20 protein-coding genes and 1 pseudogene are annotated in these 22,057 nt (G+C 41.6%); 11 read left to right on the top strand and 10 right to left on the bottom strand.

Annotated elements, in window-relative coordinates; all coding sequences use genetic code 11:
* The 8 genes and pseudogenes from VXK47_RS18615 to VXK47_RS18580 all read left to right on the top strand — a co-directional run.
* Nucleotides 1–2,470 (top strand): FAD-dependent oxidoreductase (locus VXK47_RS18615; protein WP_435550286.1); only part of this gene is annotated, 2,470 nt, incomplete at its 5' end.
* A gap of 30 nt (nucleotides 2,471–2,500) precedes the next feature.
* A pseudogene (locus VXK47_RS18610) lies at nucleotides 2,501–2,890 on the top strand (hydrogenase iron-sulfur subunit); the annotation flags it as partial.
* A gap of 377 nt (nucleotides 2,891–3,267) precedes the next feature.
* A complete protein-coding gene (locus VXK47_RS18605) occupies nucleotides 3,268–3,456 on the top strand; it encodes an NAD(P)-binding protein (protein WP_435550285.1) in 189 nt (62 codons plus the stop codon).
* Between the two features lie 3 nt (nucleotides 3,457–3,459).
* Complete coding sequence (locus VXK47_RS18600) at nucleotides 3,460–6,291, top strand: FAD-dependent oxidoreductase (RefSeq protein ID WP_435550288.1); 2,832 nt, start codon at nucleotides 3,460–3,462, stop codon at nucleotides 6,289–6,291.
* Nucleotides 6,291–6,725 (top strand): hydrogenase iron-sulfur subunit, encoded by a 435-nt coding sequence (locus VXK47_RS18595; RefSeq protein ID WP_435550284.1) that lies wholly within the window; start codon nucleotides 6,291–6,293, stop codon nucleotides 6,723–6,725. The genes VXK47_RS18600 and VXK47_RS18595 overlap by 1 nt, the downstream gene beginning before the upstream one ends.
* A 3-nt stretch (nucleotides 6,726–6,728) precedes the next feature.
* Nucleotides 6,729–8,048 carry a (Fe-S)-binding protein gene (locus VXK47_RS18590; protein WP_435550283.1) on the top strand — a complete coding sequence of 440 codons (1,320 nt, stop codon included), beginning with the start codon at nucleotides 6,729–6,731 and terminating at the stop codon, nucleotides 8,046–8,048.
* A gap of 12 nt (nucleotides 8,049–8,060) precedes the next feature.
* A complete protein-coding gene (locus VXK47_RS18585) occupies nucleotides 8,061–8,732 on the top strand; it encodes a methylenetetrahydrofolate reductase C-terminal domain-containing protein (protein WP_435550282.1) in 672 nt (223 codons plus the stop codon).
* A gap of 152 nt (nucleotides 8,733–8,884) precedes the next feature.
* Complete coding sequence (locus VXK47_RS18580) at nucleotides 8,885–9,808, top strand: methylenetetrahydrofolate reductase (protein ID WP_435550281.1); 924 nt, start codon at nucleotides 8,885–8,887, stop codon at nucleotides 9,806–9,808.
* A gap of 184 nt (nucleotides 9,809–9,992) precedes the next feature.
* On the opposite strand, the gene VXK47_RS18575 is transcribed toward VXK47_RS18580, so the two are convergent.
* From VXK47_RS18575 to VXK47_RS18560, 4 genes are all read right to left on the bottom strand, one after another.
* On the bottom strand, nucleotides 9,993–11,000 hold the full coding sequence (locus tag VXK47_RS18575) for an endonuclease/exonuclease/phosphatase family protein (protein ID WP_435550280.1): 1,008 nt from the start codon (nucleotides 10,998–11,000) through the stop codon (nucleotides 9,993–9,995).
* Between the two features lie 118 nt (nucleotides 11,001–11,118).
* Nucleotides 11,119–11,898: a lytic transglycosylase domain-containing protein gene (locus VXK47_RS18570; RefSeq protein ID WP_435550279.1), complete on the bottom strand. Its 780-nt coding sequence runs from the start codon at nucleotides 11,896–11,898 to the stop codon at nucleotides 11,119–11,121.
* A 161-nt stretch (nucleotides 11,899–12,059) separates the two neighbouring features.
* Nucleotides 12,060–12,554: an IdeS/Mac family cysteine endopeptidase gene (locus VXK47_RS18565; protein WP_435550278.1), complete on the bottom strand. Its 495-nt coding sequence runs from the start codon at nucleotides 12,552–12,554 to the stop codon at nucleotides 12,060–12,062.
* A gap of 21 nt (nucleotides 12,555–12,575) precedes the next feature.
* Entirely contained in the window at nucleotides 12,576–12,881 is a 306-nt protein-coding gene (locus tag VXK47_RS18560) for a hypothetical protein (RefSeq protein ID WP_435550277.1), read from the bottom strand.
* A gap of 622 nt (nucleotides 12,882–13,503) precedes the next feature.
* On the opposite strand from VXK47_RS18560, the gene VXK47_RS18555 reads away from it, so the two are divergent.
* A complete protein-coding gene (locus VXK47_RS18555) occupies nucleotides 13,504–14,466 on the top strand; it encodes a YcbK family protein (protein WP_435550276.1) in 963 nt (320 codons plus the stop codon).
* Between the two features lie 366 nt (nucleotides 14,467–14,832).
* On the opposite strand, the gene VXK47_RS18550 is transcribed toward VXK47_RS18555, so the two are convergent.
* A complete protein-coding gene (locus VXK47_RS18550; protein ID WP_435550275.1) occupies nucleotides 14,833–15,063 on the bottom strand; it encodes a hypothetical protein in 231 nt (76 codons plus the stop codon).
* 281 nt (nucleotides 15,064–15,344) lie between these two features.
* On the opposite strand from VXK47_RS18550, the gene VXK47_RS18545 reads away from it, so the two are divergent.
* Both VXK47_RS18545 and VXK47_RS18540 read left to right on the top strand, forming a co-directional pair.
* Nucleotides 15,345–15,596, top strand: a complete 252-nt coding sequence (locus VXK47_RS18545) for a hypothetical protein (protein WP_435550274.1) — start codon at nucleotides 15,345–15,347, stop codon at nucleotides 15,594–15,596.
* Nucleotides 15,572–16,066 (top strand): motility protein A, encoded by a 495-nt coding sequence (locus VXK47_RS18540; RefSeq protein WP_435550287.1) that lies wholly within the window; start codon nucleotides 15,572–15,574, stop codon nucleotides 16,064–16,066. The genes VXK47_RS18545 and VXK47_RS18540 overlap by 25 nt, the downstream gene beginning before the upstream one ends.
* A 7-nt stretch (nucleotides 16,067–16,073) precedes the next feature.
* Here the strand turns inward: VXK47_RS18540 and VXK47_RS18535 are convergent, their stop codons facing one another.
* From VXK47_RS18535 to pyk, 5 genes are all read right to left on the bottom strand, one after another.
* The gene (locus tag VXK47_RS18535) at nucleotides 16,074–17,240 is read right to left on the bottom strand and encodes an ABC transporter permease (RefSeq protein WP_435550273.1); all 1,167 of its coding nucleotides are present in this window, start codon (nucleotides 17,238–17,240) and stop codon (nucleotides 16,074–16,076) included.
* Nucleotides 17,241–17,243: 3 nt separating this feature from the next.
* Nucleotides 17,244–18,398: an ABC transporter permease gene (locus VXK47_RS18530; RefSeq protein ID WP_435550272.1), complete on the bottom strand. Its 1,155-nt coding sequence runs from the start codon at nucleotides 18,396–18,398 to the stop codon at nucleotides 17,244–17,246.
* Nucleotides 18,364–19,068, bottom strand: coding sequence for an ABC transporter ATP-binding protein (locus VXK47_RS18525; RefSeq protein ID WP_435550271.1), 705 nt, complete (start codon nucleotides 19,066–19,068; stop codon nucleotides 18,364–18,366). Before VXK47_RS18525 ends, VXK47_RS18530 begins: the two co-directional genes overlap by 35 nt.
* Nucleotides 19,069–19,077: 9 nt before the next feature.
* Nucleotides 19,078–20,295, bottom strand: a complete 1,218-nt coding sequence (locus VXK47_RS18520) for an efflux RND transporter periplasmic adaptor subunit (RefSeq protein ID WP_435550270.1) — start codon at nucleotides 20,293–20,295, stop codon at nucleotides 19,078–19,080.
* A gap of 179 nt (nucleotides 20,296–20,474) precedes the next feature.
* Nucleotides 20,475–21,878, bottom strand: a complete 1,404-nt coding sequence (gene pyk / locus VXK47_RS18515; RefSeq protein ID WP_435550269.1) for a pyruvate kinase — start codon at nucleotides 21,876–21,878, stop codon at nucleotides 20,475–20,477.
* Between the last annotated feature and the right edge of the window lie 179 nt (nucleotides 21,879–22,057).

Raw genomic sequence — 22,057 nt, 5'->3', positions numbered from 1 at the left:
ACAGATTGATATCTGTTCCGTAATAATATGTCCGGTATACGATACATATGATGCTTCGGTGCTCGTTGAATTCTATCTTTATATAACCAATCCTAATTTTATTTCCAGCCTTGAATTTGTAAGAATCTTAAGCGCATCAGGGCCTACAAGTGGTCATTTACTCAAGCCGTCCGATAATAAAGAACCTAAAAAAATTGCCTGGCTGCAATGCGTCGGTTCAAGAGATAACAATAAATGCGGAAACGGTTACTGTTCTTCAGTATGCTGCATGTATGCCATAAAAGATGCAATGGTTTCAAAAGAACATGCCAATGGTGATCTGGATTGTGCAATATTTAATATCGATATCAGAACCTTTGGTAAGGATTATGAAAAATATTATAACCGTGCCAAAGATGAAAAAGGTGTAAGATTCATTAATGCACGTATTCACACGATAGATGAAGTTGGTGAACAAAAAGCTTTAAAACTTCGTTATGCTGATGATAAAGGCCAGATCCGGGAAGAAATATTTGATATGGTTGTTCTTTCAGTAGGCCTTCAGGTCTCGGAATCTACTGTGGAGCTTGCAAAAAAACTTGATGTAGAAATTGATAAATACAATTTTGCAGTTACAAAACCTTTTGAGCCGGTTATGACATCAAGACCCGGCGTTTATGCCTGCGGAATTTTTCAGGGTCCCAAAGATATTCCGCATTCGGTTATGGAAGCAAGCGCTGCTGCATGCGGCGCCGGAATCAGTCTTTCCTCTTCGCGGGGAACTTTAGTCAAAGATAAAATTTTTCCGGAAGAAAAATCATTAGCGGATCAGGAGGCGCGCGTAGGTGTCTTTGTATGCAACTGCGGAGTAAATATTGGCGGAGTTGCAGATGTTCCGGCAATCGTAGAGTACGCAAAATCATTGCCAGGTGTGGTTCATGTTGAGGATAACCTGTTTTCATGCAGCAATGATACCCAGACTAAAATAGTCGATGTTATTAAAAGTAATAACTTAAACCGGATTGTGGTTGCAGCATGCACTCCAAAAACGCATGAGCCGTTGTTTCAGGAGACTATCCGTAATGCAGGGCTTAATCCTTATCTGTTTGAAATGGCTAATATCAGAAACCAATGTACCTGGGTTCATTCGAATGAAAAGGAAAAAGCTACCCAAAAAGCCAAGGATTTATTAAAAATGGCGGTTTCCAAAGCCGCTCTTCTGGAATCCATACCTGATATATTGGTAGATGTGGAAAAATCAGGTTTGGTGATAGGCGGTGGTGTTGCCGGAATGACCGCAGCTTTATGTCTGGCGGATCAGGGTTTCCCAACAACTCTTATTGAAAAATCAGATGTTTTAGGAGGTTCTGCACAAGATCTGATAAAAACATGGGATGGCCAGGATGTCCGGGAATTTCTTTCCGGTATAATCAAAAAAGTGGAAAATCATCCTAATATCAATCTGTTGCTTAATGCAGAAATAAAAGATGCTTCCGGTTTTGTCGGCAATTTTGAAACAAATGTAGTGGCAAACAGCACTGATCATACGGTCAAACATGGTGTTACCATAGTTGCGACAGGCGGAAAAGCCACAGTAACGGACGAATACCTTTACGGAAAGCATCCATCCGTTACTACCTGGCATGACCTTGAGCATCAGCCTGAAAAACTTAAAGATGCCAAAAGCGTGGTATTTATTCAGTGTGTCGGATCACGTGATGAAAACAGGCCTTATTGTTCCATGATCTGTTGTACCTCAGCTATTTCCCAGGCTGTTTCCATTAAGGAAGAACACCCTGATACGGATGTATTTGTCCTGTACAGAGATATAAGAACTTACGGAGAAAAAGAAGAGCTGTATAAAAAGGCCAGAGAAAAAGGTGTAATTTTTGTTCGCTATACATTAGACAATAAACCTGTTGTTAAAGCGGCTGATAAAGGTTTGGAAGTTACTGTATTTGATCCTATCTTACAAAGAAATATTCAGATACAGGCGGACTTGGTAAATCTTGCGACAGCCATTGAGCCCAGGGAAAACGAAGATCTGGCTTCAGTATATAAATTACCCCTTAATTCAGAAAAATTTTTTATGGAAGCTCACGCAAAATTAAGACCGGTTGATTTTGCTGCAGAAGGTCTTTTTATCTGCGGATTGGCTCATTATCCCAAACCATTGGATGAATCCATTTCCCAGGCTTATGCTGCAGCCGGTCGGGCTGTTACTATTCTTTCAAGAAACACAATTACAATTTCTCCTCTGGTATCTCAAGTTGATGCTCAAAAATGTATCGGATGCGGTCTCTGCGCTGAAATTTGCCCCTTTGGTGGGATTATAATGGAAGATTTTGAAGGTAAAGGACAGAGGGCGAAAAATGTGCCTGCATCATGCAAAGGGTGTGGTTTGTGTGCAGCAAGCTGTCCGCAGAAAGCTATTGATATGCTGCATTTCAGAGACAAGCAAATAATGGCTGCGGTAAGCGCAGCTGTGTGATAACGTTATACAATTTCTATGGTGAAAATTATGACAGACTTTGAACCCAAAATCGTTGCTTTTCTTTGCAACTGGTGTGCCTATGCCGGGGCTGACCTGGCAGGGGTGTCGCGAATTCAGCACCCTTCCAATCTAAGAACGGTCCGGGTAATGTGTTCCGGGCGTATAGATCCGCTTTTTGTTGTTCAGGCATTGAAAAACGGATCTGACGGTGTTCTGGTGGCCGGCTGACATTTCGGCGACTGCCATTACCTGGAAGGTAATATTCAAGCTGAAAAAAAGATTATTATGACCCAGAAACTTCTGAAGCTTTCCGGCATTGGTGAAAACAGGCTGCATCTTGCCTGGCTGTCCTCTGCTGAAGCTCAGAGATTTGTTGATATATCCACAGCAGTTATAAACAGCATTAAAGAGCAGGGCAAATTTGAACCGGCTATGTATGAACTTGAACTAAACGCTGCGGAGGATACTTTAAAAGCTGAAACTGTGCGCTGGATGGTGGGAAAAGAAGTTAAACTTCTGACCAAGGGCGATGTTTACGGCCGAAAATGGGAAAGAGAAAAATTTGAATCTGTTCTGGATTCCGTTCTGGAACGAGAATACAAGATTCGGCTTATTCGTCAGGCTATTATTGCCGGGTTTACATCCGTTAGAAGCATAAGCAGCAGAACCGGGCTGGAGATGAAACAGATTTCCTATCTTCTGGCGGATATGGAAAAAACCAGCATGGTTGAGTTTAAAGGCCATGAAAACAGTGTTCCGGTTTTCGGAGCGCTATAATTTGAGAAGGAGATACCGTGGGATCGGATAAAGATAAAATCAGCGGGTCTGTAATGGTGGTTGGAGCCGGCATCGCCGGTATGCAGGCATCGCTGGATCTGGCAAATTCGGATTATTATGTGCATCTTGTAGATAAGCTGCCGACAGTCGGCGGGATGATGGCCCGGCTGGATAAGACATTTCCTACCAATGACTGTGCAATGTGAGTAATCTCGCCCAAACTGGTCGAGGTCGGCCGGCATCTTAATATTAATATAATTACAAACAGTGAAATAAAATCGGTTGAAGGCGAGCCGGGAAATTTTACCGTTGCCCTGGTTAACCGTCCCCGCTATATTGATCCTGTTATCTGTACGGGCTGCGGGGAATGCGCGCGTCACTGTCCTGTAACTGCCATTAACCGCTACAATAAGGGTTTGGACGAGCGCAGGGCAACATTCATTGAATATCCGCAGGCTGTTCCTCTGGCCTTTGGCATTGATGCCAATACATGTATCGGTTGCGGTCTTTGTGAAAGCATGTGCGTTGCAAAAGCCATCCGCTACGATGATGTTGAGCGCGAATCCACGTTGACAGTGGGTTCCATAATTCTTGCGTCCGGCAGCGAGGGCTATGACCCTTCCAAACTGGATTTTCTGGGTTACGGGAAATACGCCAATGTTGTTACCAGCGAAGAATTTGAGCGTATTCTAAGCGCATCCGGGCCGTATTTCGGACATTTATGCCGGCCTCTGGACAGGGAAGAACCGAAAAAAATTGCATGGCTGCAGTGTGTAGGTTCCCGCGATACCAATAAATGCGGAAACGGTTACTGTTCTTCCGTATGCTGCATGTATGCGATCAAGGAAGCCATGATAGCAAAAGAACATGTGCATGGCGAACTTGACTGTGTAGTATTCAACATGGATATCCGTTCTTTCGGAAAGGATTATGAGAAATACTATCTCAGAGCCAAAGACAAAGACGGCGTAAGATTTGTCAAAGCAAGGATTCACACAATAACGGAAATTCCTGAAACCGGTGATCTTTCCGTACGTTTTGCAAACGAGGCGGGAGAAATTCTTGAAGAAACATTTAACATGGTGGTTCTGTCCGTTGGGCTCCAGATTCCTGAAACATCAAAAGTACTGGCCAAACAACTGGGAATTGAGCTGAATAAATATAATTTTGTTACCACAGATCCATTTACACCGGTTATGACTTCACGTCCCGGTGTTTATACCTGTGGTGTATTTCAGGGCCCAAAGGATATTCCAAGTTCCGTTACTGAAGCAAGCGCAGCTGCATGTATGGCAGGTGGTGATCTCGTGGAGGCCCGTGGCACTGAAACTAAAGCTATTGAGATTCCTGATCAACAGGATGTAGCTGGACAAACCCCTAGAATCGGAGTATTTGTCTGCAACTGCGGTATCAATATCGGCGGAATTGTTAATGTTCCTAAAGTTACCGAATATGCAGGAACCCTTCCTTATGTTGTTTTCACAGATCACAACCTTTTTACCTGCTCTCAGGATACCCAGGATAAGATCAAGGAAAAAATCATAGAGCACAAGCTTAACCGGGTGGTTGTGGCTTCGTGCAGCCCTAAAACCCATGAGCAGATGTTTATGGAAACATTAGAGGCCTGCGGTCTTAATCGTTATCTGTTCGAAATGGCAAATATACGAAACCAGAATTCATGGATACATTCCAAGAGTCCCGAACTTGCCACGCAAAAAGCAAAAGATCTTGTCAGGATGGCGGTAGCACGTTCTGCTACATTGAAGCAGTTGAATGAAAAAGTTATTTCGGTAAACAAGCAGGCTCTTGTTATCGGCGGTGGAGTCGCAGGAATGAATGCCGCTCTCGGTCTTGGCAGACAGGGATTCAAGGTGTTTTTGCTTGAAAAGGAATCTGAGTTGGGCGGATTTTCCCTTAAGCTTCATCATACCATTGAAGGAAAAGACGTCAAAATTTATGTGAAAGATCTTGTGGAACAGGTCAGGGCAAATGCAAATATTGAAGTTATTACCAATGCCCGCATAACCGATTTTGCAGGATATAAGGGAAATTTTACAACTGAAGTAACCGTCGGGGCGGAAAAGCAAAAGATTGAACATGGCATTATCATTATCGCAACCGGCGCCAAGGAATATATCCCTATAGAATATTCCTATAATGAAGATCCGCGTGTAGTAACCCAGGTTCAGCTTGGAGATATTCTTGAAGATAAAGGAGCTGCCGGTCTTAACTCAGTAGTAATGATTCAGTGTGTTGGTTCCAGAAATAAAGAAAATGAAAACTGTTCCAGAATATGCTGTCAGAATGCTGTTAAAAACTCCATTGTGATAAAAAAGCTGAATCCTGACACCAATGTCTATGTGCTTTACAGAGATATCCGAACATATGGGCTAATGGAAGACTATTATACTGAGGCAAGAAATTTAGGTGTCATCTTCATCCGTTTTGAAGAGGATAATCCGCCGCAGGTGGAATCTTCTTCCGAAGGAATGATAGTTACGGTAAAAGACCATATTCTTCAAAAAAACCTTGAAATTTGCGCTGATCTGGTGGCTTTAAGCGCAGGAGTGGTAGCCGAAGATACGGAAAATATTTGCAGGATAATGAAGCTTAACCGCAATCCTGAAGGGTTTTTTATAGAAGCGCATGTTAAGCTGCGGCCGGTTGATATGCCGGGAGAGGGTATATTCGTATGCGGTACGGCTCATGGTCCCAAACTGATAACGGAGGCTATTGCACAGGCTCAGGCTGCCGCATCCAGGGCAACAACGTTTCTGTCCAAATCTCAAATTAAACTTTCGGCGATTACAGCCCAGGTGGATACGGAACATTGTGTAAAATGTCTCACCTGTGTCCGGTCCTGTCCATTTGACGTGCCGGTATTTAATATTGAAAAACAGATTATCGAAATAGATGACGCCAAGTGCCAGGGTTGCGGTGTATGTGCAAGCGTATGTCCCAGGCAGGCGATCCAGCTCAATTATTATGAAGATAATCAAATTACCAGCAAAATAGATGCCTTGCTGGCAGGGGGAATATAATGTCTGACTTTGAACCAACTATTATTGCGTTTTGTTGTGATTACTGAGGATATTCGGCTGCGGACCTGGCAGGTTCGATGCGGCTTGATTATCCTGCAAATATTAAAATTATACGGGTTCCCTGTACCGGAAAAGTAGATGTCATGCATTTAATGAGAGCCTTTCAGATGGGAGCTGACGGCGCTTATGTTGTCGGCTGCCTGGAAGGAACATGTCATTATAAAGAAGGAAATTTACGCGCCAGGGAACGGGTAATGCACGTACAGAAACTTTTAGAAGAGGTCGGACTTGAAGGGGACAGGGTAAGGATGTATAACCTGTCTTCCGGCGAGGGACCAACTTTTGCAGCATATGCAAAAGAGATGACTGAACATATAAAGAAGCTTGGGCCTAACCCATTAAAAAAATGGTCAACAGCCAAAAATAAGGAGTAAATTATGGCGGAAGAAGCAATCAAACTTGGCGGAAAAAAGAAAAGTATGTTTATAGACAAAGTCAAGGCGATTCTCCCTGAAGGGGGCAATCTCAATCTTTGTCTTACCTGCGGAGCATGTTCATCAGGATGTCCTGCAACAGGGCTTGAGGGCATGGATCCGAGGAAGTTTTTGCGCATGGCGGCGCTTGGCTTGGACGATGAGATATTAAAGAGCGACTGGCCATGGATGTGTACTATGTGTCAGAGGTGTATCTATGTTTGCCCTATGAAAATAGATATTCCGCAACTGGTTTACAATGCACGTGGTCTGCGGCCAAGAGATCAAAGGCCAAAAGGCATCCTTGGATCATGCGATATGGCGTTAAGAAATGAAAGCACCAGCGCCATGGGCATATCTCCTGATGATTTTGTGTTTGTTGTAGAGGATGTGCTTGAGGAATACAAAGAGGCGCAACCTGAATTTGCGGACATGGAAGCGCCGATAGATAAAGATGGTGCTGAATTCTTTTTGAATCAGAATTCCAGAGAACCGGTTACCGAGCCCAATGAAATGGTTCCTTTGTGGAAAATCCTGCATCTTGCCGGAGCAGACTGGACATATGGCAGCCACGGCTGGGCGGGAGAAAACTACTGCATGTTCCTGGCTGATAATAATTCCTGGGAAAAAATTACCAGAACTACAGTTAATCAGGCCAATAAGCTGGGGTGTAAGATATTTCTCAATACGGAGTGAGGGCATGTTACATTCTCAGTCCGGGCCGGACTGAAAAAATTCAATCTTGAGCACAATTTTGAAGTTAAAAATATTTATGAATATTACGCCAAGTGGATACGTGAAGGAAAATTGAAAGTAAATTCTGACTGGAACAAGGATTTGAAGATCAAATTTACAGTACAGGACCCCTGCCAGATTGTTCGAAAGAGCTATGGCGATCCCATAGCCGAGGATCTGCGGTATGTGGTCAGGTCGGTTGTCGGTGAGGAAAATTTCATAGATATGCAGCCTAACAGATCAAACAACTACTGCTGCGGCGGCGGCGGCGGATTCCTCCAGTCGGGAATGAAGGATCAGCGTCTACAGTATGGAAAGCTGAAAGATCAGCAGATACAGGCCACAGGAGCAACCTATTGTATAGCGGGATGCCATAACTGTCACGCTCAGATTCATGAACTGAGCGAACATTACGGCGCTCACTATAATGTTGTGCACTTATGGACGCTTATTTGTCTTTCTTTAGGAATACTTGGGCCGAATGAACGGGAATACCTGGGAGATGATCTGAAAGAAGTTAATGTATTTCATCCTGAAACGGCCGAATAAAGAGGAGGGTATATGATTGTTGCGAAAAGAAAACCCTTTGATGAGATTAAAAACCTTATTAAGAATTATAAAAAAGTTCTTAATGTAGGTTGTGGAACATGCGTGGCCGTATGTCTTGCCGGCGGCGAAAAAGAAGTCGCGGTGCTTAATGCAGAACTTGATATGGCGCGAAAACTTGAAGATAATCCGATAGACATAAGCGGTATTACTGTTGAAAGACAGTGCGACAGGGAATATCTTGAAGCTCTTGATTCCAAAGTAAAAGATTATGATGCTCTTCTTTCAATGGCATGCGGAGCCGGGATTCAGTTTCTTGCTGAAAGATATCCGGATAAACCGGTGCTTCCTGCTGTTGACACCACATTTATCGGTGTAAACCAGGATGTGGGATGGTATGAGGAAAGATGCCGTTCATGCAGCAGTTGTGTTCTTGGTCTTACAGGCGGGATATGCCCTGTAACCATGTGTGCAAAAGGGCTTTACAATGGTCCGTGCGGCGGAACAAATAAGGGGAGCTGTGAGATAGACAAGGATCAGCCATGCGCATGGTATATGATATATGAAAGGCTTAAAGCCCAAAACCGCCTGGACTGTATCCTGGAAATTACTCCTCCTTCAGATTGGCAGAACCAGACGCCAAGAACTGTAATCCAACCGGGGTATAAAAAACCGGAAAAATTATAGAAACAAACGCTCCTTTTAAGATTGAACGTTTATTTTAAAAGCACAAGGAGCAGAAAGTTTTTATTGGTTGATTTTATAAGCGGGCAAAACAAGTTAATTTTGCCCGCACGAAATAAGAAATAAGTAATTTAAATATATAGGACAAGATAAAAATGAAATCAGGCAGCAATTTGGAAAAAGTCTTGGCGGCGGGGCATTTTGCATTTACAGGTGAGCTTGGACCGCCCCGAGGAACTGATGCCGATGAAGTAAGGAAAAAAGCGTCATACTTAAAAGGTATGGTTGATTCGGTCAATATCACAGATAACCAGACAGCTGTTGTGCGTATGTCAAGCTGGGCTGCTTCCATAATCGCAATTCAGGAAGGACTTGAGCCTAATTACCAGATGGTATGCCGTGACCGCAACCGTCTTGCCATGCAAAGCGATATTCTTGGAGCATATGCCCTTGGAATAAGAAACATGCTGTGTCTATCCGGCGATCATCAGAAATTTGGTGATCACCCCCAGTCTAAAGGTGTTTTCGATATCGATTCAATGCAGCTTATAGGCATGGTAAAAAGAATGCGTGATGACGCAAAAATGTTAGGTGGTACGGAAATGGAACATCCGCCTAAAATGTTTATCGGCGCAGCATCAAACCCCTTTGCCGACCCATTTGAATGGAGAGTACATCGCCTTGCAAAAAAAATAAAAGCAGGTGTCGATTTTATCCAGACTCAGTGCATATACAACATGGATAAATTCAGAAAATTCATTAAAATGGCAAATGACATGGGTCTTACCGAAAAAGTCTATATTCTTGCCGGAGTCACCCCCATGAAAGGCGTTGGTATGGCAAAGTACATGAAGAACAACGTACCCGGCATGGATGTTCCCGATGAACTTATAAAACGGCTTCAGGGTGTTGACAAAAAGATGCAGGCGGATGAAGGCATAAAGATAGCATGCGAACAGATTGAAGAGTTCAAAGAGATGAAAGGTGTGGCAGGTGTTCATCTTATGGCTATTGAATGGGAACACAAGGTCCCCGAAATTGCCGAACGCGCAAAAATGCTTCCAAGACCTGTAGTTTGATTATTAATAATCCGGGTAAAAACATAGAAAACCGTCAGAGGATTTCTTCCTGACGGTTTTCTATAATTCTCACATTTTAACCAATCCAATCTATACACCTCTGAACTACCCTGAATCATTCCACTTTTTTCTTTTTTTATGCTACAATTTGTCTGTTTTCCATATCAAACAGGGATAGTACTTTCTATTGATTAATTGCTTCGTCCAAACAGGAGATAGAATCCAAAGAGGCATCGTTTACAGGTAAGCCAATATGTGTAAATAGCGGAAAATGGTCTGAGGGATAACACTTTTTCCATCGCAGTTGAATTATTTTTGCATCCAGGACCCGCACAGAAGAAGGGACAAATATATAATCAAGCCTGAAGCGGAAAAAATATTTTCGAAACCCATGGAAAGTAACAGAATTTCGGTTTTTAGGATGTCGCACCCTGAAGGTGTCTACCAAAGGTGTAGGATTTATTACTGTAAGCTTTGTTTTGATTCTTAAAGGGCTTTTGCCTTTCAGATATTGTATAGGCGCACTTCTTTCCCTGGCATTAAAATCACCTGTCAGAATAAATGGGTCAGGATAAGAACGCGCATGAATACGCTTAATCAAAAAGATAACACTTTTTTTCCTTGAGCCTTGGGAGAGATGATCCAAATGGGTATTATAGAAGTAAAAAGCCTGCCCGGAATTTTTTTCAATCAAACGCACCCAGGTGCAGATACGCGGCATAATGTTTCCCCATCCTTTAGACCGCGGGATATCGGGTGTGTCTGACAACCAAAAGGTGCCTTCCTCAGATAGTTCAAACCGATTCGCATCATAAAAAATGGTGTTATGCAGTCTTTTGCTGCCGCCTAAATCTCCAATGCCTACATTCTTATATCCGGGAAGCATGGCGCTGATTTCAGGAATTTGAAAGTCTAAGGCTTCCTGAAGGCCCAAAACATCCGGACAATATAGATCTAAAATCTCATGCACAAGGCTGCGGCGATATTTCCAGTGATTTTTACCGTCTCGCGCAGTTCCACGCCGGATATTAAAACTCATAATTTTTAAGTTCAAACTAATATTTGGAACAGAATCAGAAGAATAATCCTTCTGTGTTTCAGGACATTCTGATTGTTGATGGATGATAAAAGGCCAGGTGATTGGCCAACGGGCTTGATTTATAGCTTTTTGGGCTAAACTGAATCCCTTCATTATTTGTTTTTACCTTGTTGCTTGACCTGTTCCGGATTATGTTTAATCCATTCCGTAACTTTTATAACATAAACATTATTATAAAAAAAGCAAGGTGTTTCCCCATCCAGGCATTATTTTAAGCCTTACTATCCCGGTAATGCTGCGTAACCTTGCTTATATAATTCCGTGTTTCCCTGGGCATTTTGTCGGGATTCTTTTCAAGATTTCCAGCTCCCCAGTTGTATGCGGCAAGTGCCAGAGACGTATCCCCGCCATATCGGTTCAAAAGACTCTTCAGGTATTTTGTCCCACCCATGATATTTTCCACAGGATCATAAGCGTTTTTGACACCAAGATCCTTCGCTGTGCCTGGCATAAGCTGCATAAGTCCCATCGCTCCAGCCGAAGATGTGCTTTCAGGATGGAAATTGCTTTCAATCTGAATCACACTTTTGATAAGATCAGGATCCATATCATGGATTTTCGCCGCATTTTCAATTACAGCATCAAAGCTGTGTTTTGACGGCAATACGTCATTTATATTCGGTAACACGTCATTTGTATTAATGATGCGTTGATTTTTTGACGCTTCATGCAGATCAGTATCATTTGAGACAGCCGGGGGCTCCAACAGGCAAGACAGGTTGAAAATAAAATCTGGTTTCTCCTCGTGATCCTCATCCATCATGTCAAGAAGCTCAATATCCATCATCCCCTGAATCCGTTTCCGGGACGTTGGAGATGTCAGCTCCTGAATTGTCCGGGGATTTGCGGATGAAACGGCCTGATTGAATAAATCCTGAAAGCTGCCGGCATCAGGTTCAACGGCAGGTCTTTCTTTACCTGCTATATCAGGCAAACCGTTTATTCTGTTTACAGATATTAAAGAGTCTTTGATAATGGCGGATATGCTCATAAGTATCCTTATCCGGTTAAAGGGTTTAACAAAGATACTATTCAATTTCTGTGCCACCTGAGATAATGTTGTTCGAATTTATCTTGTCACAGCAAGTGCCCGGCTGGGCGATACTTTATGTTGTAATTAAAACCCGTTGGGGCATCTGATTTTATATTTGATTATTTTTTCTTAATTCCGGCTTTTATCCCTGCTATGCTAAATAAACCTATGCAAAAAAGAAGTATTAAAGATGGTTCGGGGACCTGTTTTGCCGATGAAAAAGGTGCTTTTTTAAGAGCTACAGCACTTCCAAGATACCAATTTTTTGAATTATTATAAATAAAATTATCTAAATAATATTTGTTATTATAAAAATTGAGCCCATAACGCTTCAATCCTATATAATTATCATCCGAATCAGTGACATATACATCTGTATAAGTGATATTGCCCTTATCATCTGATTCATAGTCAAATCCCCATAATGAGATTGCGTGGTTAGGAATTAAATTTCCTCCAATAATGGTTAACGCTATGCTATCACCATCGTGAAGAAAATTATCAATTTTTGACATAATTTGAGCCGGACCAGTTGCAGTTAAACCTATAATATATTTATCAAAGCTGTATGTGTTCCAAAAACCGCCACCTGGCGTTTCGAGTATAGAGAGCATGTTTGTCTCTTGTCCGTCAAACTACCATTTTATAGCCTTTTTTGTACTACCTAAAAAATTGGAAAAATGACCCTTATAATATTGAAAAATGGCATTTTCATCTTCTAACGACCCGTCAGGATAGCCCCATCCAGCCCCAGCTATAACATTTGAAGCAGTGGCAGCCCAGCACATAAAGTTATCGTTTTTCCCGGTTTTATTCGCGTCATGCCATGTTCCGCCAAAATCCTGATAACCAAAATAAGATGCCCCAAATACCGGAGACTGATAACTCATCAAACACAATAACAGAGTTAACCCTCCTGCAAACAATCTTGCTTTCTTCATCCTACCGCCTCCTTTATTTGTTTACTGTCAGCAGCACAATACGGTCAGCAGGACAATCCTGCACCGGATAGAACATGGATGTCATAATTCTTTTCCCCCTGAAATATGATAGAGAGCTGGTGTAAAAGAAATATTCAAAAGTTATATTCAGGGAGAAGGCGGAGTTTCCATCGGCAGATTGTCATCAAGGTAATTAACCCGCCAAAAAGATGGAAATAGCACACACCTTAAATAGTGATAATATAATTTAAATAAAAAAGCCAGAATCTTTTATTGATGGCGCTATTATTGAAATATCGGGAACGACAGGCTTGAGAGTTTTGGAATTGGCTCCACAACTTAAACTTTACAACCCCCCTGCCCTTTAATTGTATATTGATATTTTAAATTACGTCCTTTATGCTTGTTTTACATTAAAATCATATAACCGGCAACAATACAAAATCATTATTTTGCCGCTGCTTATACTAACCTCCATGCCCGGGGCAGGCACAACGAAGCATGAGAATACAGGAGCCAGGAGTCAGGAGTCAGGAGTCAGGAGACAGAATAACCATGCTGTTGTTTTTCTTCTGTATTCTGACTCCTGTATTCTCATATAAAAGAAAGGGCATCCATAAAAATGTGCTGTCTTCGAATTAAAATACCGGTGTTTTTTTTATTCATTGTGCTTATGGGCTGCTTCGCGCCGTATAGTATATCAGCCCAAACTGAATCTTCGGATATAAACCGTTATTTTTACAGCGGCGACGGGCAACTTCAGCTGTTCAGTAAAAAAAACGGAAAATCCTTTTCAGGCAGATACCGTTTGGGTTTCGGAATCTATGATGAATCCGCTTTAAAACAAATCTGTCAGGTTTTTGACGCTCCTGATTCTGCTCCCATGACACATCTTTCTTTGCGGCTTATAGAATTTATAGATTTTTTACAGGATCGTCTTGGGCCAGGACGCCAAATTACCATCACTTCCGGATATCGAAACCCGGAATACAATACCGGTCTTCGCAATAAGGGCGGCCTGGCCGCTAAAGCCAGCCTTCACCAGTACGGAATGGCTGCGGATTTTATGATAGAAGGCGTTAATTCAAAATTTTTATGGAATTATGTCAAAGCGCTGGGTTTTGGCGGAGCCGGCTATTATCATGGAAAGACGGTGCACATTGATGTCGGCCCGGCGCGATCCTGGGATGAAACAACATCCGGAGTAGGCACTGGAATTTCAGATGACAACGAACTTATCTGTCTTGTAACAGATTACGATATCTATCAACCGGGCACCGCAATTAGTCTCCGGTTTATACGAATGACAGCCTTTCCAATCGGCGTAAGCCCTGAGTTCTCACTGATTCGAATAGATAATAAGGCCTTGGCTAAAGAAGCTACTTATTTTAAACCATATTTTTCCATATCCGAAAACGGCTCATGTATTCAGTTTTCAGATATCGATCAGATGTCTGGCATACGATGGGAATTGCCGAAAGATTTGAGCCCGGGCCGCTATATTATACGGGCTGTATTTTGTGATGATGCCTGGAAAGACATGCCAAAACAGGTTGAAACTCCTGAAATTGAGATCAGAGAATAAAATGTTGACGGCCAACCGGAATTAATCCGGTTAGCCGTCAGGAGGAAAGAAGAATTATTTTGGGGTTAATTTTATATTAAGCAAATAACTTGCCAACTCGGTCTTTTATTAATATTAACAAAAGAATATTATTTATTTCAATAAATATAAGATAGTTATGATTATTTTATTTTTTTGTTTATCATTAATATTTTTTTATCTTATTTCGTAACACATACAACAAGTTCATCATATTAAACCACTGCTTACAAGCATTGACATAATTAATTGTTTTTAAACGATTTATTTATGTTCATTATTTTGAACCGAACCAATACAGACCCTATGCTTCAATTTTGCTCAAATATTACCCCGCCAAAATTTTGTTCATATTTTCTTTACCAAAAATACTGTTATTTTTAAAAGTAAAAGAATCCATGGAAACCCATGCAAGAAAAGGTCAAACCAATCCAAGGGTTTAATTAAATTTCCTTTAATCAGCATAGATAGTTTTTCAATAATATGCGGAGGTGAAAATGGAGCAAGCCCTATCGTTACACATAATATTATAATAACCGCCCAGTTTAATTGGTCAACTACAGATAATATAATTTTCATAATTCTTTATCCTGACATGAAAACACCGGCTCATCCGGTGCATTTTTTTGGATTACGAATTTCTATCAGCTATTAAAATCTTCCTGGAATATATATTGTCAGATATCTTTCCACTGCAACTATTTCGGCATATTCTACAAAATAGTCAAGACTTTTTCAAAAATTGAATCCTGGAAAATCGATTCTATGTTTTTCTGAAATACGGTTGGCATAAAACATGCTTTTTAACGGGCCAATGAAAATAATATTGATTATCAGCACTCGATTAACAAAAAACATATATGGATAAAAAAACCTTAAAACCGGATACCTCAAAAACGCGCGAAACTGATTCAACATCCTGGAAATATTATCAACAACATCCTGATACATCTAAAGACTATTATGGCGGGTTGCCTTCTGAAGAAGAGATGCGCCAATATACCGGAACGCGTATGCCCCAGCGGGGGATTTGGTCAGTTGTATGGTCTGACGCCAGGCGCTTGGGTATCTTGCAGATGGCTACGATATCAAGCAGATCAGGGATTTTCTGACTACCGAGATAAATTTCTTCCGAATACGGAGGGAGGAAACCGAACGTGTACTTCGAACCATAGCTGAAATCTGCCCTTCATTTGGCCTGATCGGCAGTGTGGTAGGCCTTATGAGTATGCTGGCCGGAATAGGAGACACGTCGGTTATTCTTGCAACCATCCCGGTTGCCCTTACGTCGACTTTATATGGGGTACTGTTTGCAAGTTTTATATTTGGACCTTTTGCAGCGCATATTCAGGAGCGGACAGACAGGGAAATTTTTTTGCAAAGAATCATATTGGAAGGTGTAATTGCTATCGGCAGCGATCTGCATCCAAGGGCACTTGAAAATAAGCTCAAATCTTTTTTAACCCCTTCGGACCGGGCAGAAAAAATAGTTTCTCTGGAAAGGATCCGAAAGAAATTCAAAGTTAGTGACTCAGGTTTTTTCCATCCTGTTGAAGAGGCAGCCCAGCAGCTTAAAAGGTAACCCCCATTTAATTTTCTTTCAAAGCATCCACAACATTCATCCTGGCAGCCCTGAAAGCAGGAAGTATTCCGCCGACAAATCCCATCACAACAGAAAACAAAAGCGACTTATATATAATTTCAAACGTGATTCTGAAGTTAAAGGAAAGCTCTGAAAATGTCTGAAAATTTGTTGTTGAAACAGTAATAAACTGCATAAAAGAGCCAAAGAAAAGTCCTGTGATTCCGCCTAACAAACCAAGAAGTAAAGATTCCATGAGAAAGGCCAGAAGTATTGTTTTCCGGCTGAATCCAAGAGCGCGAAGCGTGCCTATTTCTCCGGTGCGGTTAGCAACAGCAGAATACATTGTTATCATTGCTCCAACAATCGCACCGATTGAAAATACTATCGTAAGCGTCTCCCCCAAAATCCTTAAAAACTTGGCCATCATTTCCGACTGTTCTTTGTAATACTGCGTTTCGCGCTTTGCCTCAAGTGTGAGTCTTGGATCAGATTCAATATTTTTTTTGAATGTCTCAAAATCGGTAGATTTTCTCAGTTTAAAAAGTATAGAAGAATATACCGGTCTTCTGAAAGCCGGCATAAACTGATCGACATCTCCCCATATTTCAGAACTGTAACCAGTATTTCCGGCATCAAATATACCCACCACAGTCCAGGAGCGCATGCCAAAAACAAGTGTTTGCCCGATACTTATATTTTTAAATCCCCTGGCAATGCCAAGCCCTGTAGATATTTCCGATGTTCCCGGTCTTGGCATACGGCCTGCGATAAGCTTTACCTGGGGCCGCAGAATAAGGGAATTTTCGGAAATTCCCCTGATGGTTACATTAGCAGGGCCATTCGTCTTCTTTTTTTCAAGAGTAATAAGTACAACCAATTCTTTTGCAAGTAGGATACGCCCATTTTCACCTGTTGCAATTTCCGGGCTGGTTTCCACAATCGAAGCCTGCTGCCTTTCAATTCCGCTTTGTACTTCCGAAACAGCGGATCGGCGGATAACTACCATATTATCGAATGTGCCTGTATCAACAAGTGTTTTTTGTAAACCTTCGGCAAGCATTACTATCGAAGCAAATACAAAAACCACAAGAGACATACCTGCAGCCGTAAGGCAAGTAGTTAGTTTTCTTGCCAGCAGATTTCTAAAACTATAAAAAAACAACAGCCCCATTTATCAGCCTATTCTCCCTAAACCGCTTGCAATAGGAACAGTTATAGCTTGTCTGATCGGAAAAACGGCAGCGACAACTCCCACAATAAAGCTCGCAATAATATCAAGATATATTGTCTGTGTTGATATATTAAAAATTGGAAAATAATCACCGACCGCACCCATAAATGCATCCACAGCTGGAAAAGTCAAAAGAATCCCCATAAGACAGCCAAGAGCCGTAATAAGCAGCGATTCTCCGAGTATAAGAACCGCAAGAAAATAACCACCAAAACCAAGAGTTTTAAAAACAGCATATTCGTTCATGCGTTCACGCACAGACATTGCCATTGTATTTGCAACAACAACCATTATGATAACAATAACAATCATAGTAACAAGCTCGATAACTGTAAGAATAGTCTGAGAAAGAGACACAAAACCCATCTGGAAAGCTTTTTCGGTTTCAGTCAGGGTTTCGGCAAACGAATTATTAAACATTTTGTCTATATTCCGGGCAGTAACCGCTGCCGCTTCAGGAGATGTTATTCCTATCATATAAAATCCCACCTGGTCGGCTCTGCGTACCCAGAGTTTTTTTACGGTTTCATTCAGATATTCCCAGTGAAAGAAAAACTGGCTTTCATCTACATTTTTATCCCTGCCGTGATATATAGCCTTTATAACGAATTCCCAGTTTCCGGGATAAATAGTACCTTTTAATACTACCGTATCTCCCGGTTTCCATCCGAACCGTTTGGCAAGCTTTGCGCCGACAACACAACCTTTTCTTTCTTTTAAGTATAAAGTCTTCTGGTCGGGAGGAATTACAAATTCCGGATAAAGATCCAAATAGCTTTTGGATTCTACAGCAAAATTTGCAAAAAAATTCTTCTCATTAATATAAAAACCTCCAAACCAGCTTCCGGCAGCTACAAGTTTTACTCCATCTATATTGCGTATTTTCTCTTTATAGGAAATAGGCAGCGGAAAAATTAAGGAAATTGAATTGCGGGTTACAAGACGTGTTGCTGAAGAAGCGTTAACCCCGGCGTACCATGCACTGACAACCGTTCTTAAAAGACCGAAAGCAAGAATTGCCACACAAATACCGCAAATAGTAAGAACGGTTCTGAGTCTGTGTCTAAACGCATTCCTGAAAAGAAGTTTGAGGATCATCTGCAAGAACACCTTTATCAAGATACATTATGCTGCCGGCTTTTTTTGCAGCCCTTGGATCATGGGTTACCATTACGATAGTCTTACCTATGGTACTGCATAAATTTTCCATAAGCTTTAAAACTTCCAGTGCAGACGCCCTGTCAAGATCACCTGTCGGCTCATCCGCCACCAGAATAGCAGGATCCGTAACTACAGCTCTTGCTATTGCGACCCGCTGCTGCTGTCCGCCCGATAACTGCCCGGGATAATGATCCTTCCTGTCTTCAAGTCCGACCAGACTTAATGCCGTGGATACATGCTCTTTTCTTTCTTTTTTGGAAAGCCTGGTTAAGATAAGAGGCAATTCAACATTCTCAAAAGCAGTCAGCACCGGAATCAGGTTATAAAACTGGAAAATAAAACCGACATTATCAGCCCTCCACTTTGCCAGTTCGGTTTCTATAAGCAAAGAAATATCAATCCCCTGCGCTATTATACTTCCGCTGTCGGCCTTATCCAGACCTGCTATAAGATTTAAAAGCGTGCTTTTACCCGAACCGGATGGGCCCATCAGTGCAAGAAAATCATTCTCCTTGACATCCAGAGATAAATTTTCAAGAACAATAATCGACTGATTACCGCGCCGATATGATTTTGTAAGATTTTTAATCTCTATAATAGGCGCCAAGTGATAAATTTACTCCTCAAGAACTTTAACTTTCATATCCGGCCTTAATTTGTTAAGAGGTTCGGTAATTATAAATTCTCCGATCTTAAGCCCTTGTAATATTTCAACCATGTTGTTCAGTCTTTTTCCGGTCTTGATTTCTTTCTTAACCGCTCTTTCGTTGCTAACCGAATAAACAAACCGGTTTTCCTTATTTTCGATAACTGCCTCAAACGGAATCGCCATAATGGCAGTTTGCTCATCAGGCATGACTTCGCGTGATAAAAATGCCACTTTTGCGCTCATCTCAGGAAGTACTCTCGAATCCTTTTCTATAAATGCCACTTTTACCATAACAGATGCTTTCGTCCTGTCTGCTGTCGGAACCACCATATGAACCTTTCCCGCAAAACGCACATCCTGCAAGGCATCAAGTCTTATCTCACAAGGCTGGCCTTTTTCCACTGAATTAATATTACTTTCCGAAACATCAACTTCAACCTGAAGAGATTTCATATCTGCAATATCAACAACAGCAGCCTTTGCGTTTGCAGCAGATCCAAGAGGCGTAACGATATCACCAAGGTCTGCATTTTTTGTGAGTACCACTGCATCAAATGGCGCACGCAGATTTGCATATTCAAGCATAACTTCGGCTTCTTTTAAAGCCGCTTCACTCGCCTTAATTGCAGCCTTTTGCCCTGATACAACGGCTTTTGCCCTTTTAAACCTTGCTCTTGCGGCATCATAATCCGTTTCGGATACGTTGTTGGTCTCAGCAAGTTTCGATATTCGATTAAAATACAAAGTGGCATCATCAAGTTCTGCCACAGCCTGCTCAAGTAAAGCTTTTGCGGTATTTACATTGGCAATGGCCCTGTTTTTGGCAGCCATGGCATCATCGTTTTCAAGACGGGCAACTATCTCCCCTTTTTTAACCTTGTTGCCTTCTTCAACACCTAAAAAAACAAGCCTTCCCGTAATTTTTGATGAAACAGCCGCCTTACGCTGAGCAACAACATAACCGCTTGCATTCAAAAGAGTATAAGTCTGGGACGGATAAATATTCATAGCCTTAACACCCCGGACAGGAAGAGCCGGAGTTAACATCCCATTTTTATAAAGAATCGCAATTACAGATAATATCAGCGCAGCTATAATAAAAATATAATATTTTTTCTTTCTCCCGGTTCCGGCAATTCTTGCATCCTTTTTTATGCTAAGCCTGGAAATATCATCTTCAGACATTTACATACCTTTTTGTTGGTGAAAGGTTTAAGGTTCAAGGTGAAAGGTTTAAGGTTCAAGGTGAAAGGTTCGAGGTGAAAGGTTCGAGGTGAAAGGTTCGAGGTTCGAGGTTCAAGGAATTAGTATTTCCCTTTACTCTTTCACCTTTTTCCTTGATCCTGCTGCTTTTATCTCATTCACTACAGTTTTATAACTCTCATCATGTTTGTAGTTCCTGCAACATATTCAGTAGTTCCCGATGTAATAACAACAAGATCTCCTTTCGATACATATTTTGAAGCAAGAGCAGATAATGCCGAATTGTCACTACTGCAACATTTATCATCTATGAAAGTCACAAGGCTTGGCAGACATCCCCAGTAAAGGGCAAGCAGTCTTGCAGTACTTTTTTCAGGAGAAAGAGCTACAATTATCGATCTGGGCCGAAACCGAGAAATATGTATAGCAGTTGAACCGGAGCGGGTTGTTGCTATAATTGCCTTGACATCAAGATGCTCGGCAAGAATACATGATGCATATGCAACCGATTCCGAAACGTCGGTTTTCGGCAAAAAGTTTAAGTACTTTTCGTGCGGATAATTTTCCTCGGCACTTTCGGCGATTTTGCTCATATACTGAACTGCCTGCACAGGATATTCACCGCTTGCCGTTTCTTCGGAAAGCATAATTGCATCAGCACCGTCCAGTACCGCATTTGCAACATCATTGGCTTCAGCTCTTGTAGGACGGGGAGAGTTAACCATAGAGCGGAGCATCTGTGTTGCTATAATAACAGGTTTGCCCATATCATTAGCTTTTTTAACAAGCATCTTTTGAATGTTCGGAACAGTTTCAAGGGGTATTTCAACGCCAAGATCACCACGGGCAACCATTATGCCATCCGATACTTCCATAATAGCTTCAATATTATCAAGAGCCTCATGTTTTTCAATTTTTGCTATAACAGGAGTATTTTTCATCTCTTTTTTAATTATATTTTTTAAGGTAATTATATCATCTGCATCTCTTACAAATGAAAGAGCAACATAATCCACATTATTATTAAGTCCGAAAATAAGATCCCTTTGATCTTTATATGTCAGGGTATCAGCCTTTATCGTGCCGGTAGGAAGATTTATTCCCTTGTTGGAAGTAAGAACTCCGCCTGTAATTACTTCACAGATTATATCGGTATGGCTTATCCTTTTAACAACAAGCTCCAGCATGCCGTCTGCAAGCAGTATTCTGTCATCCGGTTTAACATCGGAAGAAAGACTTTGATATGATACTGAAACTATCTCGGAATCACCCTCGACTATTCTGCTTGTAAGCGTAAATGCCTGACCGGGATCAAGACGCACTCCCGGTTCTTTTACTTTTCCGATTCTTATTTTAGGACCGCAAAGATCCTGCAATATAGCCACATGTGCGCCCAGTTTGTCGGAAACAGCGCGAATATTATTCATCTTCTGAAGATGCTCTTCATGAGTGCCATGCGAAAAATTCAACCTGGCAACATTCATTCCGTTTAAAATAAGTTCTTCCAATATTTCGGGAGAGTCACTGGATGGCCCGATTGTGCATACTATTTTGGTTTTCGGCATGATATCTATTACCCGTGTTAGGCGTTATAAGTTATTTAATGCTAACTATTGTCCATCCATAAACGGCATCTTGCGACACATATCTGCGTTCTCGCGTTTTTGAAATACTCGACGTAAGCCCATTACGCCTGCGTTTTCAAAAAAGCTGCGGCCTTGATCTGAGCCGCAATCTACCATTT

The sequence above is a fragment of the Desulfobacterium sp. N47 genome (genome assembly GCF_051233685.1).
Classification (GTDB): Bacteria; Desulfobacterota; Desulfobacteria; order Desulfobacterales; family RPRI01; genus RPRI01.
Note: the sequence above shows the minus strand (reverse complement) of the source record. Positions and strands in the feature narration are given on the sequence as shown.